The organism is Paraglaciecola sp. L1A13, assembly GCF_009796745.1.
In the GTDB taxonomy this organism is placed as follows: Bacteria; Pseudomonadota; Gammaproteobacteria; order Enterobacterales; family Alteromonadaceae; genus Paraglaciecola.
In genome coordinates this window covers 674,996-692,462 of sequence record NZ_CP047024.1, presented here as the reverse complement: position 1 = coordinate 692,462, position 17,467 = coordinate 674,996, and the positions used below count along the sequence as shown (strand labels likewise).

At 42.8% G+C, this 17,467-nt stretch carries 21 protein-coding genes; 4 read left to right on the top strand and 17 right to left on the bottom strand.

The window, feature by feature from the left end; genetic code table 11:
• Position 1: 1 nt before the first annotated feature.
• From petA to GQR89_RS02810, 17 genes are all read right to left on the bottom strand, one after another.
• Positions 2-634: a ubiquinol-cytochrome c reductase iron-sulfur subunit gene (petA, locus tag GQR89_RS02890; RefSeq protein ID WP_158768669.1), complete on the bottom strand. Its 633-nt coding sequence runs from the start codon at positions 632-634 to the stop codon at positions 2-4.
• Positions 635-888: 254 nt separating this feature from the next.
• The gene (gene rpsI / locus GQR89_RS02885; RefSeq protein ID WP_006991013.1) at positions 889-1,281 is read right to left on the bottom strand and encodes a 30S ribosomal protein S9; all 393 of its coding nucleotides are present in this window, start codon (positions 1,279-1,281) and stop codon (positions 889-891) included.
• Positions 1,282-1,293: 12 nt separating this feature from the next.
• A complete protein-coding gene (gene rplM, locus GQR89_RS02880; RefSeq protein WP_158768668.1) occupies positions 1,294-1,722 on the bottom strand; it encodes a 50S ribosomal protein L13 in 429 nt (142 codons plus the stop codon).
• Between the two features lie 325 nt (positions 1,723-2,047).
• Entirely contained in the window at positions 2,048-2,635 is a 588-nt protein-coding gene (locus GQR89_RS02875) for a CBS domain-containing protein (RefSeq protein WP_158768667.1), read from the bottom strand.
• Positions 2,636-2,744: 109 nt separating this feature from the next.
• Entirely contained in the window at positions 2,745-3,047 is a 303-nt protein-coding gene (locus tag GQR89_RS02870; RefSeq protein WP_158768666.1) for a hypothetical protein, read from the bottom strand.
• A 150-nt stretch (positions 3,048-3,197) separates the two neighbouring features.
• The gene (gene mazG, locus GQR89_RS02865) at positions 3,198-4,052 is read right to left on the bottom strand and encodes a nucleoside triphosphate pyrophosphohydrolase (RefSeq protein ID WP_158768665.1); all 855 of its coding nucleotides are present in this window, start codon (positions 4,050-4,052) and stop codon (positions 3,198-3,200) included.
• Positions 4,053-4,054: 2 nt separating this feature from the next.
• On the bottom strand, positions 4,055-6,217 hold the full coding sequence (gene relA / locus GQR89_RS02860) for a GTP diphosphokinase (RefSeq protein ID WP_158768664.1): 2,163 nt from the start codon (positions 6,215-6,217) through the stop codon (positions 4,055-4,057).
• Between the two features lie 274 nt (positions 6,218-6,491).
• A complete protein-coding gene (acpS, locus tag GQR89_RS02855) occupies positions 6,492-6,872 on the bottom strand; it encodes a holo-ACP synthase (RefSeq protein WP_158768663.1) in 381 nt (126 codons plus the stop codon).
• Between the two features lie 14 nt (positions 6,873-6,886).
• The gene (pdxJ, locus tag GQR89_RS02850; RefSeq protein WP_158768662.1) at positions 6,887-7,624 is read right to left on the bottom strand and encodes a pyridoxine 5'-phosphate synthase; all 738 of its coding nucleotides are present in this window, start codon (positions 7,622-7,624) and stop codon (positions 6,887-6,889) included.
• On the bottom strand, positions 7,621-8,343 hold the full coding sequence (recO, locus tag GQR89_RS02845; RefSeq protein WP_158768661.1) for a DNA repair protein RecO: 723 nt from the start codon (positions 8,341-8,343) through the stop codon (positions 7,621-7,623). Before recO ends, pdxJ begins: the two co-directional genes overlap by 4 nt.
• 37 nt (positions 8,344-8,380) lie before the next feature.
• The gene (locus GQR89_RS02840) at positions 8,381-8,662 is read right to left on the bottom strand and encodes a hypothetical protein (protein ID WP_158768660.1); all 282 of its coding nucleotides are present in this window, start codon (positions 8,660-8,662) and stop codon (positions 8,381-8,383) included.
• Positions 8,663-8,765: 103 nt separating this feature from the next.
• A complete protein-coding gene (gene recJ / locus GQR89_RS02835; RefSeq protein ID WP_158772112.1) occupies positions 8,766-10,484 on the bottom strand; it encodes a single-stranded-DNA-specific exonuclease RecJ in 1,719 nt (572 codons plus the stop codon).
• Between the two features lie 75 nt (positions 10,485-10,559).
• On the bottom strand, positions 10,560-11,294 hold the full coding sequence (dsbC, locus tag GQR89_RS02830) for a bifunctional protein-disulfide isomerase/oxidoreductase DsbC (RefSeq protein ID WP_158768659.1): 735 nt from the start codon (positions 11,292-11,294) through the stop codon (positions 10,560-10,562).
• 151 nt (positions 11,295-11,445) lie between these two features.
• Entirely contained in the window at positions 11,446-12,351 is a 906-nt protein-coding gene (gene xerD, locus GQR89_RS02825) for a site-specific tyrosine recombinase XerD (protein WP_158768658.1), read from the bottom strand.
• On the bottom strand, positions 12,341-12,649 hold the full coding sequence (locus tag GQR89_RS02820; RefSeq protein ID WP_158768657.1) for a DUF2007 domain-containing protein: 309 nt from the start codon (positions 12,647-12,649) through the stop codon (positions 12,341-12,343). Before GQR89_RS02820 ends, xerD begins: the two co-directional genes overlap by 11 nt.
• Positions 12,650-12,679: 30 nt before the next feature.
• Positions 12,680-13,792: a PilT/PilU family type 4a pilus ATPase gene (locus GQR89_RS02815; protein ID WP_158768656.1), complete on the bottom strand. Its 1,113-nt coding sequence runs from the start codon at positions 13,790-13,792 to the stop codon at positions 12,680-12,682.
• Positions 13,793-13,814: 22 nt separating this feature from the next.
• The gene (locus tag GQR89_RS02810; RefSeq protein ID WP_158768655.1) at positions 13,815-14,858 is read right to left on the bottom strand and encodes a type IV pilus twitching motility protein PilT; all 1,044 of its coding nucleotides are present in this window, start codon (positions 14,856-14,858) and stop codon (positions 13,815-13,817) included.
• Positions 14,859-14,886: 28 nt separating this feature from the next.
• Here GQR89_RS02810 and GQR89_RS02805 point away from each other — a divergent pair, with 28 nt between their 5' ends.
• Genes GQR89_RS02805 through GQR89_RS02790 form a run of 4 tightly spaced genes read left to right on the top strand, consistent with a single transcriptional unit; the run spans position 14,887 to position 17,444 of the window.
• Complete coding sequence (locus tag GQR89_RS02805; protein WP_158768654.1) at positions 14,887-15,570, top strand: YggS family pyridoxal phosphate-dependent enzyme; 684 nt, start codon at positions 14,887-14,889, stop codon at positions 15,568-15,570.
• A 55-nt stretch (positions 15,571-15,625) separates the two neighbouring features.
• Positions 15,626-16,447 (top strand): pyrroline-5-carboxylate reductase, encoded by an 822-nt coding sequence (gene proC, locus GQR89_RS02800; RefSeq protein WP_158768653.1) that lies wholly within the window; start codon positions 15,626-15,628, stop codon positions 16,445-16,447.
• Between the two features lie 24 nt (positions 16,448-16,471).
• On the top strand, positions 16,472-17,014 hold the full coding sequence (locus tag GQR89_RS02795; RefSeq protein ID WP_158768652.1) for a YggT family protein: 543 nt from the start codon (positions 16,472-16,474) through the stop codon (positions 17,012-17,014).
• Positions 17,015-17,036: 22 nt separating this feature from the next.
• A complete protein-coding gene (locus tag GQR89_RS02790; RefSeq protein ID WP_233269144.1) occupies positions 17,037-17,444 on the top strand; it encodes a DUF4426 domain-containing protein in 408 nt (135 codons plus the stop codon).
• Positions 17,445-17,467 lie beyond the last annotated feature (23 nt).

Below are 17,467 nucleotides of genomic sequence, written 5' to 3'. Positions count from 1 at the left end.
ATTATGCCGCTCCTTCTTCGGAACCAATCAAAATGGTGTTGTCATCCAAATACATATACGGAGGAACAACCAAGTTGAGTGGTGCAGGAACGTTATTAAATACACGACCAGCCATATCAAACTTAGAACCATGACATGGACAATGAAAGCCTTCAGGTACACCTTCAACGTATTCTTCGAATGCGCCATCTTTAAGATGTTGAGGAGAGCAGCCTAGGTGAGTACAAATACCAACCAAGACGGAGTATTCTGCTTTAAGCGAGCGATATTCATTACGTGCAAACTCAGGTTGCTGATCCTCTTCAGAGTTAGGATCCTTCAACAAATCATCAATTTTTGTCAATGATTCAAGCAACTCTGGTGTACGTCTGGTGATCCAAACTGGCTTACTGCGCCAAACAACGCGAATAAGTTGTCCAGGTTCAATTTTACTAATATCTGCTTCTACATCAGCACCTGCAGCTCTCGCTTTCACACTTGGGTTCCATGAACCTATGAAAGGAATTGCGACACCTACTACACCGACACCACCCACAACAGACGTCGCGACAGTCAAAAATCGACGCCGGTTATTATCTTGTGGTTGGCCTTCGGCAACAGACGAATCATTCGCATCTAATGATACATTGCTCATCCAATAATCTCCGAGGGTTGAATTTGCTCAAGCTTCTTTTAACAGCGCATATTAAGCATACGCACCAAAAGAAGTTATAGTTTTATCTTTAACCGAAAATGATAAAAGAAAACCCACAATAAATACAAGGAATTCGTCAATAAAACGAAGAAATACCGAGACTTAAGCTGGAAATCCAAACAAGACGGCTTTTTGACCAAATAACAGCCAAAAAAAACCCGGCAAATAGCCGGGTTTCGAATTCGTAAAAACGATTAACGTTTTGAGAATTGTGGACGCTTACGCGCTTTGTGTAGACCCACTTTCTTACGCTCAACTTTACGTGCATCACGGGTTACGAAACCAGCTTTACGTAAAGAAGGACGAAGAGTCTCATCAAATTCCATCAATGCACGTGTAATACCGTGACGAATCGCGCCAGCTTGGCCGCTAATTCCGCCGCCAGCAACTGTGACGTATAGATCGAATTTTTCAGTCATCTCAACCAATTCAAGTGGTTGACGAACAATCATTCGTGCTGTTTCACGGCCAAAGAATTCATCTAGAGGACGTTTGTTAACAACGATGTTACCGCTACCAGCGCGAAGAAAAACACGAGCGGTAGAGCTTTTGCGGCGACCTGTGCCGTAGTATTGAGTATCTGCCATTTTCTATGTTCCTTAAATGTCTAAGACTTGAGGCTGTTGAGCAGCGTGCTTGTGCTCAGGACCAGCGAAGACCTTCATTTTGCGGAACATATCGCGCCCAAGAGGACCTTTTGGCAACATACCTTTAACCGCTTTTTCAATGATCATCTCTGGTTTGTGGGCTTGTAACTTCTCGAAGTTAGTCTCTTTAAGACCGCCTGGGTAACCTGAGTGAGAGTAGTACATTTTACCTTTAGCTTTGTTGCCGGTAACTGTTACTTTCTCTGCGTTGATCACAACAATGTAATCCCCTGTGTCCACGTGAGGTGTGTACTCAGGCTTATGCTTTCCGCGTAAACGGCTAGCAATTTCAGTCGCTAAACGACCAAGTGTTTTGTCTGCGGCGTCTACCACATACCATTCACGTTTTACCGTTTCTGGCTTTGCAACAAAAGTTTTCATCTAATATTACCCAAAAAATTTATGTCTAAATGTTACGTTGTTTCTGTTATTTCAAACCTGAGTTTAAAACCCCAAAAACCGCTTAAAACCAATACACTGACCCCTTCGAGTCGTATGATTCTTCTACTTTCCCAAAGTAGGTGTAACTGGGCAGGGCGCGAATTATACAGATGTTTTCACTAAACGCGAGTAGAAATTGTGCGATCTGGTGTCTAATTTCGGTCACAGAGGAGTGTTAAGACTAGATTTTTTGTGTTGGTATGAGGGAAATTTGCAAAAAAACAAATCTCCCTCACCTATTAATGGCCGTCGAAATTAAGTTGCCTTAACCATAAGCCTTAAAAAGAGGAGCTTCGCTATAGACTTCATTGAAAATATCGAAGAAGGTTGGGCTAACACTTAAATTCATGGCAATGCCTAAGCCTTTGGCTAAGTCACTCGCGGATACAATCCCACGAATTTGATGAACCTCGCTGTCTACGACTAAGCAATGTTGCAAACCATTGGCTCTTAACATTTCTACCACATCGCCGATTTTAGAACGCTTGAGCTCTCTAAAGAGGATAACCTTCAGTTCCTCTTTTGTGCGCATAAAATGACGAACACACAAATCTGTTCGTTCAATACCAGAGGCAATGCGCTTTATTTTTTCTTGGTCGTTTAGATCATCTAAACTAATAACTCCGATGAATTTTTGGCTGCTGTCGAGTACGATTTTTAGACGTACCTTTTCCTCGATCATTCGCTGCTCAACTTCATTAATTGGTGTATCTGCTTGAATAACAATAGGTTTTGATTTTTTGAAATCAGTAAATACAGACATTGCTGGCGAATCTAGCGTAATCCCTTGATAGGTTTCAGGCCAAGCTAATTCATCTAATTGGTTTAGTTCGTAAAGGGCTATATTTCTCATGATTTTTCTTCCTAAATCCTCACTTTGGTCAACCAAAGTGGAAACTTTTATTTAATTAATTTTTTTCACCATTGCGTAAATGCTATGTGTGATCCAATTGCTTGATAAATTAACTAATAGAAGGTGGGGCGCGAATGGTCCCTAAATCATAAATCTGGCGGAAAGAAGGTTGAACACTCGTAAAATAATAGTTTTTACTACCCGGCATCAATAACGTTGGGAATTTAAAGCCAACATAGAAGTCTTCATCACGGTTATCAGCTTCTTCGGATACCTGCAATGATTGAGAATCTAATACATCTGATAAAACTGCATTTCGTTCAATATTTACTTTACCATTAGTCGTAGTTCGTCCCTCAAAACTGAGTAACGAAAACAACAATGGAAATATTAAAACCAGTAATTTATTCATAACGTATCGCGAGTAATAAAACGCTGTACCTCTTTAGTATGTAAATCGAATTAACAACTATTTTCAATCTACACGTGATCCTAAGAAAGTGAAATCAAACTTTGTAACAAGCAACGACAAATTTATCGTTCTTATTGTTGAGGCAACAGATTAACTAGAAAGTTCTTTCGCCTGTTGCCAAAATACTTCGAGTTCGGTCAATGGGGTCTCAATTATTGCTCGCCCTTGTTGGTTAGCAATTAATTCTACCTGTCTAAAGCGCTTCTCAAACTTATTAGACGCTTTGCGTAATGCCGTTTGTGCATCAACATTCACATGACGAGCCAAATTGACCACCGAAAACAACACATCGCCAATTTCGTCTTCAATTGCACATTGATCGGGAATAGGCGCGTTCACTTCGTCCAGCACTTCAACTATTTCTTCTTGCAATTTATCTAGCACGGGAGCGAGCTCCGGCCAATCAAAGCCAACCTTGGCACATTTTTGCTGCAATTTTTGTGCTCTGAGCAATGGTGACATCCCAGTAGGTACGTTTGCTAATAAACTGTTATCTTCCGTTTTACCCGCATCAATACGCTCTTGGTTTTTTATCTGCTCCCATTGCCCTTTTTGAACAGGTATTTTTTTGCCATCAGGTCCGGCAAATATATGGGGGTGACGTCGGCGCATCTTATCTGCAATGCCTTTAGCAACATCATCAAACGTAAACTCACCTTGCTCTTGTGCAATTTGTGCGTAGAACACCACTTGAAATAGCAGGTCGCCCAACTCATCGCGGATATGTTCCATATCCCCTTTATCAATAGCGTCAGCAACTTCGTATGCTTCCTCAATGGTATAAGGCGCAACACTTGCGAATGTCTGCTGTTTGTCCCATTCGCACCCAGAAACCGGATCTCTTAACTGGCGCATAATGTTAAGTAACTCGTCTAGCGCAGTTTCTTGTGTGCTGCTCTTAGTATCCTGCTGTGCCAATCGATTTTCCAAAATTGAATCTGCCATTATTAATTGTCTGTTCTTTGCACCATCTCAACGCCTTTTATCCCTTCAATACGTGTCATAACGCGGGACAAACCGACTAAATCTTTAACCTCTAAACGCAATGATATACGCGCTAAACCCGATTTGACGTCACTGGCACTGTTAACCCCAAGTAAACCGATTTTTTCATTGGCTAAAACAGTGGTGATATCTCGCAACAAGCCGTCTCTATCACTGCAAAAAACTTGTACGTAAGTTTGAAATGATGCGCTGATATTACTAGCCCAATCCACGTCAATTTCGCGCTCAGGATGCTGATCCAATAAATTACTTAACTGATCGCAATCTTCTCGATGCACGCTGACCCCACGTCCTTGAGTGATATACCCCTGGATAGGTTCTCCGGGTAACGGCTGGCAACAACCTGCAATTTGGGTCATAAGATTGCCCACCCCTTCGACCACCACAGTATCTTTCTTAAATTTATCGGATTGCGGTTTTTTAGGCTTTATTCTTGGATCAATTTCTGATGGTGGTTCGCGAAGCTGCAACAAATAGTTTACGACCTGCATAAGTCGAATATCACCACCGCCGATTGCAGCGTATAAATCATCTGCTGTATTCATGTTGTAACGAGAACACGCTGCAGAAATATCCTTATTTTCGATACCTGCTTTTTGCAATTCGCGTTCAAAAATCTCTTTACCCGCGGTTAAGTTTTTATCTCGGTCTTGCTTTTTAAAATAGGTGTGAATTTTGGCCCGCGCTCGAGATGAATGCACATATCCTAAGCCTGGATGCATCCAGTCACGGCTCGGATTTAGCTCTTTGCCCGTTAAGACGTCAACTTGGTCGCCAGTTCGTAGCTCATAGGTAAAAGGCACTATGCGTCCGCCGACTTTTGCACCAATACAGCGATGCCCTACATTGCTATGAATGTAGTATGCAAAATCCAGTGGCGTCGAGCCCAGCGGCAGATCTACCACATCCCCTTTGGGAGTGAATACATAAACCCTATCATCAAATACCTGACTGCGAAGTTCTTCAACCAAATCGCCCGACTCAGCGACTTCTTCTTGCCATAGCAAGATTTTACGTAGCCAATTAATGCGCTCTTCATAGCCTGAACGACTGCTGCTTGTTCCTTCTTTGTAGCGCCAATGAGCCGCAACACCCAGCTCCGCGTCTTGATGCATTTGAGCAGTTCGAATCTGAATTTCAATCGTTTTATTTTCTTTACCTAAGGCCACCGTATGTATTGACTGGTAACCATTAGGTTTGGGGGTCGCAATATAATCGTCAAATTCCCGCGGAATATGTTGCCAATTCGAATGCACTACGCCAAGTGCACCGTAACAGTCTTGCAAGCGATCGGCGATAATGCGTACAGCCCGAATATCAAACAATTGCTCGAAGCTTAAATGCTTCTTCTGCATTTTTTTCCAGATGCTGTAAATATGCTTAGGACGTCCGTAAACCTTAGCTTTGATATTTTGAGCGTCTAAAGCAGCTTGTAATTCTTGTACGAAATCTTCGATATATTGTTGGCGAACAGTGCGTTTTTCATCTAATAAATTAGCGATTTGCATGTAGGTCTCTGGGCGTAAATACCGAAAGGAGAGATCTTCTAACTCCCATTTAAGCTGCCCAATCCCCAAGCGATTAGCCAAGGGGGCATATATGTTTGCACATTCGCGTGCAACTAAGACTCGAGTTTCTTCGTCTTGGTATTTGACCTGCTGCAAAGCGCAAATGCGCTCAGCTAACTTTATAACCACCGCACGCACATCCTCAACCATGGCCAGTAACATACGGCGAACATTATCTATCTGTTCTTCGTCATTCTTACGGGCACTGTTTGCTCGGGTGTGCAAAGACTTAATTGCGTCCATACGTCTAACGCCAGTGATAAGCTTTTGAATACCTACCCCAAACTGCTCTTCAATTTGTTCTTCGGTTAATTCATGCGTCTGGCAATAGGGATAAACCATAGAGGCTTGAAGGGTTTCGTCATCCATGTGTAGTTCATGCAGAATCTCTACCATTTCCTGACCGACTAAGAGTATTTCAGGCGTATCAGACACCACTCGTAGCTTATGTTTACATTCATCAGAGAGCGACAAAGAATCTAGCCACTCATCGAAGGGAGGCCGTTTTGATTCATGAACTTTGCGGATAGCAACCATAACGTATCCTTGTACTAAATAGCGTTAACACCCACGCATGTGCCTAGGCTGAAAAATGGTAAATATATACAGTATACGCGCCAACTTGATCTAAAAGACCAAGTCTTTGGTTATTTATGGCTAGCGAGTGACATTCGCCAGAGTCGTTAAGATACGCAATTGAAATTTACCAATGATAAGCGCTTATTCTAGCAAAAATATCCATCTATTAATGTAAATACTGCACATATGGTGCACCTTATAAGTGAGATGCACCAAAGCCTTACGCCATAATTTAAGGAGACTCTAAAATTACCGTAGCTACAGCGTAGCTTTGTTCGTCAGAAATAGAGATATAACTAGAGGTAATATTACGTTGTTCACACAACAGAGCAAACTTAGCGTAAAAGCGTAAAAATGGCTGGCCAGACGGTAAATTATGCACTTCAACATCTTGAAAACTAATGCCATTACCAATACCAATTCCCAGCGCTTTGACCGCAGCTTCCTTGGCAGCAAAACGCTTTGCCAAATAGCGAGCAGGAAATGTATGCTCATCAAATATTGCCAGCTCGCTGGCGGTTAATACTCGCTGAGCTAATCGACTGGAGCGCGTTAATAGCTTTTCTATACGCGCTATTTCAACTATGTCTGTGCCTAAACCCATCACTGCCATAACGACTCTCCGATTTACTGCGTAACTCGAGCTTCTAAAATCAGGCGGCGCATATCTACTACCGCCTTTTCTAAACCTTCAAATGCTGCGCGAGCAATAATTGCGTGGCCGATATTTAACTCTATAATCTGCGGAATTGCCGCGACGGGTTTTACATTATGATAATGTAATCCGTGTCCTGCATTCACTTTCAATCCCTTTGAATCAGCATATTCAATACCAATTTTTAGTTTAGCTAATTCAGCTTCCTGCTCTGCTTCAGTTTTCGCATCAGCATATTGTCCAGTATGAATTTCAATATAAGGCGCTTTGCAAGCGACGGCTGCATCGATCTGAACAAAATCAGCATCGATAAACAGCGATACTTGGATCCCCTTAGCCGCTAGACGTTCACAAGCGTGCGCAATTTTTTGTTGATTACCGACCACATCCAATCCCCCTTCCGTGGTGAGCTCTTCACGTTTTTCTGGTACCAAACAGCAAAATTCAGGTTGCGTTTGCAGTGCGATCTCTACCATTTCGTCGGTAACAGCCATTTCCAGATTGAGACGGGTATTTATAGTCTGACGTAACAAAGCCACATCACGGTCTTTTATATGTCGTCGATCTTCACGCAAATGCACTGTGATGCCATCGGCACCGGCCCGTTCGGCAATATCAGCTGCGTGAACCGGATCAGGGTAACTCGTTCCGCGGGCGTTGCGTAATGTCGCAATATGGTCAATATTGACCCCTAACAGAATATCTTTCAATGTCCTCTCCCTTTAGAGACAAAATGGGTTTGTTTAAATAACTCTCTGCTCATTAATGGCTTGCTACCGAGTAACTCAGACAGCGCCACTCTGGTAATCACTTTAGCAACCAGTAAGCTGTCCTTATCCCATTGTTCGCTGGCAACACGTAATAAGTTTCGCCCTGAATAGCTGCCAGATTGGCGAATATTACCAACATTTACACACCCCAGCTCAGGAACGATACGATAATAAGCTTCGGACAAGAGAGCGTCCCCCGAATTAGCGTCATGTGCTAAGTCGATGGCGTAGCCTAATGCGTCAAGCAGACCTAATTCAAAACTTCGCAAAATGGGTTCAAATTTTGTCTCAACAACCAAAGCGTGCAAACTTTGCTGATATAGAATGAATATTTCAGGATGGGGAATATCATCTGCTAACACGCGATTTAACACTTCATTTAAATACAGTGCGCAGTACAAAGCCTGACCAGTTAATCGAAGCATGGCACCTGTTGATTCAACTTGCTGTAGGTTTTTTAGCTCGTAACGTCCCGAAACACCAATCAACAGCGGCTGAAAAGGTTGTAGTAAACTTTTTTTGTCGCTTTTGCTGCCACGTACCCCTTTTACGATCGCAGAAACTTTGCCATTTTCCACCGTAAATAGGTTGACTAAAAAACTGGTTTCCCGATAAGCACGCCTGTGCAATAAAAAACCATTTAACTGTTCTGCTGCCACGGTACGCTCTTCAATTACATGGGGAAACGAGGGGTACTTAAGAGACTTTTATTCGGACCACTTTCATGGCTTCGAATGGGAATCCAGCTATTTCTTCAGTAATGGCGTAGTAGGTCAGATTAACCCGGGCACCTTCGAGGTTTTTGTACTGCTTTTTGCGGCGAAAACGAAACGGCACGTCATAGCCTTTAATTACTAGAGTGTTTACAAACCATTGATCTTCCTTTCGTTGTACATGCGACTCTACGTCCATGTCTTCAGAATGGGTCAACTCTTCATGTTTACTAAGCAACTTATCGATTTCCGATTTTTTTGCCATCATTGCGCCCTATTTACCTAAGAACAAACATAATAGCACCACAGCGAACACAAAACGATATGTAGCCCACTTGACGTTACTATGCACCTATACACACACGATATTAGAGAGGGTTTATCCCTTCTATCAAAAACTGTAAACTCGTGCGGCCACGAAATTCATTTATATCAAGTTTATACGCTAGCTCGACGCGCTTACAATGCGTATTAGGCCATATATTCGTATCTACATTAAATGCAATGCCGTCGATGAGTTTTCCCGTTGTTAGCCGGAGCATCATTTTAAGGTGTTTTTGCCCCACTATACGCTGCTCCACTAACTCAAACTCACCATCAAATAAGGGCTCTGGAAAGCCTTGCCCCCATGGGCCCGCATCTTTGAGTATTTGACAAAAATTAAGGGTCATGGAACTAGCAGGTATTTCACCGTCCGATATCAGCTCACCCGCTAAAGGTTGACCTGCTAAATGTTCTTCTGCAAGTTGAGTAAAGCGCTGGGTAAATTCTGTAAGTTTTGCTAACTCAATGCTTAACCCTGCTGCCATTGCATGGCCGCCAAACTTAATAATAATCCCAGGATAGCGAGTGCTCAATTCTTCAAGTAAATCACGAATATGCACCCCTGGAATCGAGCGAGCAGAACCTTTAAGTATCGCATCATCTTGATGAGCGAAAGCAATCGTTGGTCTGAAATATTTTTCTTTAATGCGACCAGCAAGAATACCAATGACGCCTTGATGAAAATCGGCCTGATACAAAATAAGCCCATGGGGCATATTTTCTTCACTTAATTGTAAGTTCTCTAATGTCGCTACTGCCTCTTGCTGCATGGACTGTTCAATTTCTCGACGTTCTCGATTCAAGCTATCCAACTCAACAGCAATTTGCTTAGCTTTGTAGTCTGAATCTGTCAGCAAACATTCGATCCCCATAGACATATCGTCCAGACGACCCGCTGCATTTAATCTAGGTCCTATAACAAATCCTAGATCAGAAGCGACCATTTTCCGTTTATCGCGTCCAGCCACATCTATCAAAGCCTGAATACCTGGGCGGCATTTATCACTGCGAATTCGCAATAACCCTTGATGTACCAAAATTCGATTGTTTTCGTCCAAAGGTACGACGTCGGCCACGGTACCTAGCGCAACAATATCTAGTAGTTCAGCTAAATTGGGAACAGTAATATTGTGCTCTGAAAACCAGTTAATTTGGCGCAAATGTGCCCTAAGCGCTAACATCAGATAAAAAGCGACGCCCACACCAGCCAAATTTTTGGACATAAACGCGCAATTCGGTTGATTGGGGTTAACAATGGCATCTGCAATCGGTAACGATTCTGCGGCTAAGTGATGATCGGTTACCAGCACGGTAATCCCTAGCTCTTTAGCTCGCTCTACGCCAGCAAAGCAGGCAATGCCGTTATCTACCGTCATGATCACCTGAGCACCTTGCTCATAGGCAACATTAACAATTTCTGGGCTTAGTCCGTAACCAAAATCAAACCGATTTGGTACCAGATAATCGTGATTTTTGCTGCCCATCATACCCAATGCTAACATGCTCAATGCCGTACTGGTTGCACCATCTGCATCAAAATCACCCACAATAATAATGCGTTTACCTTCAGCTAATGCAGTGGCTAAAATAGATACAGCCTGATCAATCCCCGACATATCTTTGTAATGTAAAAGGGCTTTAGCGCTGCGTTCTAGTTGTTGCTCGGTTGTTATACCCCGAACGGCATAAACTTGCTTTAAGGTTGGATCAATTGACGCGGGAAGATGATCATCAGAAACAGGGGAACGACGGCGTATTTGCACAGACATACTCTACATTAAAAGGGTGAAAACGTGCGCTTAAAAGAAGCGCAGGAGTGAAAACTCCTGCGTAAAACCTTAAGATGCGTCCTGTATTGCTTGAAGTAATTGGCTAGGAGGTTGGTAGCCAGGTACAACACTACCATTGGGTAATATAATATTTGGTGTGCCATTGACCCCGACACTCTGACCGAAATTATATTGATCAGCGACATGATTTGAACAACTTAGCTTGGCCACGTTTTCGCCACCTTTGGCTTCGTTAAGCGCCTTTTGCGGATTATCTGAACACCATACTGATACCATATCTTGGTAGGGCTGACTGTTTAGTCCTGCACGGGGAAATGCTAAGTAACGAACAGTGATCCCTAGATCGTTATACTCATCCATTTGATTGTGCAATTTGCGGCAGTATCCACAAGTGATGTCTGTAAATACATTAACTACGTATTTTTCATTATCGGCTTTGTATTCGATAGCAGAGTCTTTAAACTTTTCAATACCGTCTAAACGCATTTGCGTAAGGGTATTTTCCGTTTCATTACGCATACCTTCGTCTAAATTGAAGATCCGCGCTTGCAGCAAGTATTTGCCGTCTTCGCTGGTGTAAAACAAACCTTTATCAGTCTGCACTTGCAATAAACCAGGTACGGGTGAATCACCTATCGAGGAAACTTGCATACCCAACGACTTCTGAATTTTTTGTTTAACACCATCAAGGTTTTGACCACTTTTTGCTGTATCAGCAGCATTTGCGCCAAAACTCATTGATAAAAAGGCACACATGGCCAGAAAAAAAACACGATATTTCATATAAATTCCACTTTAAACGGATAAAGATAAGACCACGAGAGTACATAATAATTTCATTCTATCTGAAATGCATATTAACTGCTTATCCACGTGATACCAAGCAGGTGACACAAATACTCACACTCTTAATATCTTAACTTAGCTGGTAGCCTTAGCCTCTCGGGTGATGGGTTGCGACTAGCTCTTGTAAACGAGCGGTCGCTACATGGGTATATATTTGTGTAGTGGATAAATCACTATGCCCTAATAACATCTGTACCACTCGTAAATCAGCCCCATGATTTAATAGGTGGGTAGCAAAAGCATGACGCAGCGTATGTGGCGACAAATCACTTTTAATATTTGCTTGGACAGCATGGAATTTAATTCTATGCCAGAAGGTTTGCCGAGTCATGATGGTGCCACGATTACTGGGGAACAACACATCACTTTCATTACGCAGCAATAATCCCCTAGCTTCTTTCATATATACGGTCAGCCAATCTAATGCCTCTTCCCCTAAAGGCACCAGACGTTCTTTATTTCCCTTCCCCGTTACTCTGACCACCCCTTGGGAGATACTGAGTTGCCCTACCCTCAAGGTAACCAACTCAGTCACGCGCAAGCCAGTCGCGTACAAAACCTCAAGCATGGCTTTATCTCGCAATTGAATTGGATCGTCAGTTTGCGGTGCGCTTAGCAGATCATCAACTTGTTGTTCAGATAGCGTCTTAGGTAACGGCTGACTGAGTTTAGGGTTTTGTATACGACTTATAGGATCATCTTCTCGTATGCCGTGGGCTAGCATATAACCAGAAAATCGCCTTAGGCTACTTAAGCAGCGCGCGCTACTACGTTCAGATAACCCACTATCATAGCGATGTGCCATATAGTGATTAATATCTTCGGTTTGAATATCAAGTAAACTAACTGGCGGCACTTGAGTCAGCAAAAAATCATTGAACTTGGTCAAATCACTTCGATACGCGTCCAACGTGTTTTCACTAAGTCCCTTTTCCAACCATATGGTGTCCAAGAATTGTTCAATAACGTCAACGTTAAGTGTTTTATTGGTCAACTTGCCCTTCCTGTCCGCACTGCCAACAGACCTCAAAATTTCCGCCATTCGTTTCAGCGCAATTCGGGCAAACCCATTCCTCCCTCATGACTGTATTCATTTGGGCAATGAGTTTTTCGGCTCTAGGTTGCCAACTAGCATCATTCAACCAGACTTCTGGCTGGCAATCTAAAGGCGATAGTTCTCCCATAGCACCACTGGCAAATTCATTTTTGATAAAGCAGGGAATATTATGTTGCTCAAGCAGTTGCTTAACTTGCCACACCATAAATCGGTCATTGTTAGTATATAATTTCATTGTTTCTCAGAACTGCTTGAGCAAAATAGCTTAATCCATGTCGATAGACACGTTTGACAACGAGCCCAGTGTATTGCCGTTGTCAGAATCAAGCTTAATCATTAAACGTAAATCATTGGGGGAATCTGCGTGATGTATCGCTTGCTCCAAGCTGATTATTTTCTGCTGGTACAAACTATACAGTGCCATATCAAAGCTCTGCATTCCCATTTCTTTACCTTTACGCATAGCGTCCTTTAAGCCACCAATTTCATTGCGCTGAATCAAATCAGTTACCAAAGGTGAATTAAGTAAAACCTCAATTGCCGCAACACGGCCTTTTCCATCAATGGTTGGCACGAGTTGCTGAGCAATAACAGCGCGCATATTCAAGCTTAGATCAAAACGTAGCTTTTCATGTTGTGCTGGGGGCGCCAAATGCATAATCCGCTCAATAGCTTGATTAGCATTATTGGCGTGCAGAGTTGCCACACATAAATGCCCCGTATCAGCAAACGACATGGCATACTCCATGGTTTCCATGGAGCGAATTTCGCCAATTAAAATCACATCTGGCGCTTGGCGCAATGAGCTTTTCAATGCGTCATCGAATGACATTGTATCAATGCCGACTTCCCTTTGTGTTACCACACAGTTTTGATGCTCATGGACAAATTCAATAGGATCTTCAATGGTTAAAATATGCCCTTTTGAGTGTTTATTTCTATGCCCAATAAGCGCCGCCAACGATGTTGACTTACCGGTACCAGTAGCACCAACAAATAGCACCAAACCCCGCTTACTCATAATGATCTCTTTAAGCACTTCTGGGAGACCAAGATCATCCGCTTGGGGGATTTCGGTCACGATACGTCGTATCACCATGCCAGGCATGTCTCGCTGCCAAAAAGCACTGCAGCGAAAACGCCCAATACCTTCACGAGCAATGGCGAAATTACACTCTTTGCTCTGTATAAATTGGTCTTTCTGAGCATCAGACATGGCGTCTTGTACTAAGCCCCAAGCTCCATCTTCATCAAGTTTTCTGCCCCCGATAGGGGTGATTTGCCCATTTATTTTGGCGCTGATAGGCATACCAACAGTAATAAATAAATCAGACGCGCCTACGTCAGTCATCTCTTGCAAATACGGGGTTAAGTCCATAAACATCTCAACTTATTTAGCGCTAATAATTAATCGTCGGTTTTTTATCGATAGATAAGGCAGCGGCATCTTCATTGGTAATAACGCCTTGCGCTACTAACTTTTTCAAACACTGCTCCATCGTTTGCATACCGTGAGCCTGGCTTGTCTGCATAACCGAATACATCTGCGGTACCTTATCTTCGCGAATAAGATTTCGAATAGCCGGAATGCCCAGCATAATTTCATGCGCTGCGACCCGTCCCCCCCCGACTTTTTTAAGTAAGGTTTGCGAAATAACTGCTCGTAATGATTCTGACAACATGGAGCGCACCATGGATTTTTCCTCTGCGGGGAAAACATCAATCAAACGGTCAATCGTTTTAGGTGCTGAATTGGTATGTAACGTTCCAAACACTAAGTGCCCTGTTTCAGCAGCGGATATTGCTAAGCGAATCGTTTCTAAATCGCGCAGTTCACCGACTAAAATAACGTCAGGATCTTCGCGCAAGGCAGAACGCAAAGCATTACTGAAGCTGTGCGTATCACGATGAACTTCTCGCTGATTCACTACGCAAAGTTTGTTCTCATGCACAAATTCGATAGGGTCTTCAATCGTTAATATATGCTCACGTTTATGACGATTAATATGATCGACCATCGCCGCCAACGTAGTACTTTTCCCCGAACCGGTTGCACCAGTAACTAACACTATGCCCGTGGGCTGATTAATAATATCTTTGAAAATTTGTGGCGCACCTAAATCATCTAGACTCAGAATATTACTGGGAATGGTTCTTAACACCGCCGCTGCGCCACGATTCTGCATAAAAGCGTTTACCCTAAAACGTGATAAATCTTTTACTTCAAAAGAAAAGTCAGTTTCTAAGTTTTCTTCATATTCTTTGCGCTGATTATCATTCATGATTTCATAAATGAGAGCGTGAACTTGTTTGTGATCTAAGGCCGGAACATTTAGCCGACGCATTTCTCCATCAACCCGTATAATCGGCGGCAAACCTGCGGAAAGATGTAAATCTGATGCGTTATTTTTGACACTAAAGGCTAAAAGTTCGGTAATATCCAAAGTCTATTCTCCGTTAACAAGTTGCAATATGGGAACAATAGCAGAACGACTTGAAATCGCACTGAAAACAATCGAGCAGAGTGCTTGTGAGGCTAATCGTCCAGCAAATTCAGTTAAATTACTAGCCGTAACTAAGACCAAACCCGTATCCGATATCGTGCAAGCGTATGAAGTTGGACAACGTCTATTTGCTGAGAATTATGTACAGGAAGGCCTTGATAAGATTCAGCAACTCAGTGAATTAGATGATATCGAATGGCATTTTATTGGTCCGTTACAGTCAAATAAGACGCGCCCCGTAGCTGAAAATTTTGACTGGGTACACAGTATCGATCGCTTAAAAATAGCTCAGCGATTAAATGACCAACGCAGCGCCCATAAAAAACTAAACGTTTGCATACAAGTCAACGTTGATAACGAAAGCAGTAAAGCCGGCGTGTCGATAACTGATGTTAATGCACTCGCTGAGCAGATAAGCGCACTGCCAAATTTAACCTTACGTGGACTAATGACGATACCAAAAGCTCACAACGATGCAGATATGCAACGTAAAAGTTTATTAACCATGCAGCGGACTTTTGCACAACTACAGACAAAATATCCGCAAATTGATACCCTGAGCATGGGGATGTCTGGCGATATTCAGCTCGCAATCGAATGCGGCTCAACGATGGTTAGGGTAGGCAGAGCTATTTTTGGATCTCGTCAATAGCGTTAGTGCATCCCATTGATTTTTGATTCATGTGAATCCACAACATAGGATAATTATGCAACATAGAAATATCGCCTTTATTGGCGCAGGAAACATGAGCAGAAGCATCATAAGTGGCATGTGTAATAGTGGTTACCCCGCAGATAAAATCATTGCTAGCAACCCGTCTATGCCAAAGCTAGATGCCTTAAAAAATGATTTCTCTGTTCAGATAACCCAACAAAACAAACAGGCTGTCGAACTGGCTCAAGTTGTTGTATTGGCCGTTAAGCCTCAGTTAATGGAAACCATGTGCGCCGATTTGAAAGATAATGTGGCATTGGAAGGCAAATTATTTATTTCTATTGCCGCGGGTATTGAAACGGCACGTTTAAGTGAAATGCTCGGCGGGCAAGATAACATTATTCGCACCATGCCAAATACACCAAGCTCTTTAGGCAAAGGCATGACAGGTTTATATGCGCCAACAAATGTCAGTCAACAAGACCGACAATACGCTGGAGATTTAATGTCTCAAGTCGGTGAAGTAGCCTGGGTCGAGTCAGAAAACATGATCAACGGCGTGATTGCCGCAGCTGGCAGCAGCCCAGCTTACTTTTATGCTTTTCTTGAAGCGATGCAAAAAGAAGCAGAGAATCAGGGATTTGATCATCATACGGCACGCTTGCTTGTTCAACAGGCAATGTTAGGTGCAGCAGAAATGGTTTGTCACAATCCGCAACTTGAAATTGGCGAGTTGCGAGCCCAAGTTACCTCTAAAGGTGGCACGACAGCCAAGGCCGTTGAGCACTTTCAAAATAACGGTATAGACGAATTAGTAGCAGGTGCAATGCGCGCCGCCATTACCAGAGCCGAAGAAATGGCCAAATTATTTTAATTAGCTTTAGAAAGAGACCCCTCGATGAGCGCGATGCAGTTTTTAATTAGTACCCTGTTTGAATTGTACTTAATGGTAGTACTGTTGCGCTTTTGGCTGCAACTGGCACGAGCCGATTTTTACAATCCTTTTAGCCAATTTGTGGTGAAGGCAACTCACCCCATTGTTGCCCCTTTACGCAGAATATTGCCTTCAATCGGTAGAATAGATACGGCAACTCTCGTGCTCGCGCTTTTAGTGGCGGGTCTAAAAATTGTGGCTCTTAATCTACTTGTCGGTAATACCAATATCAATCCATTTGGCGTATTGATTGGGTCATTCTATTTAGTCTTAAAAGAAGCGCTTTCCTTGGTGATGTGGGTGTTGATTATCCGCGCTATTATGAGCTGGGTTAGCCAAGGCTACAACCCGATGGATATGGTGTTAGGGCAGTTAACTGAGCCGTTACTTGCCCCCATAAGACGCCGTTTACCTAATTTAGGCGGGTTAGATTTATCCGTTATGGTGGTGATTTTGGTTATTATCTTCGTACAGAAATTGTTAGGTGATGTATTTGGCTTCTTTTAAACGGTTAAATTTGGCGAGTGGCATGCTGCTGCTCGTTAGTTTCTTATTTTCAGTCGCTACCTTGGCAGAACAAAAAGAAACCTTGGGCGACTGGGATGTGCACTATATCGCGTTCGATAGTACATTTATTACCCCTGAGATTGCTAAGCATTACGGTATTGTGCGCAGTAAATACAATGGCGTAATTAATATTTCTGTATTGAATACAGAATCTCAAGTTGCTCAATCGGCCGTCCTGACAGGGACTGCACGGAATTTACTCGGCGTCAGCAAAAAATTGTTATTCAAAGAAATAACGGAAGGAGAGGCGATTTATTATCTCGCCGTCATCCCTTTTAGCGATCAAGAAACCTTTCATATTGCGGTCGACATAAATGACGGTAAAAATAAACAAGTACTTAAATTCCAACACAAATTTTACGTCGAATAGGAATAATTTAGACCAAAGTTAAT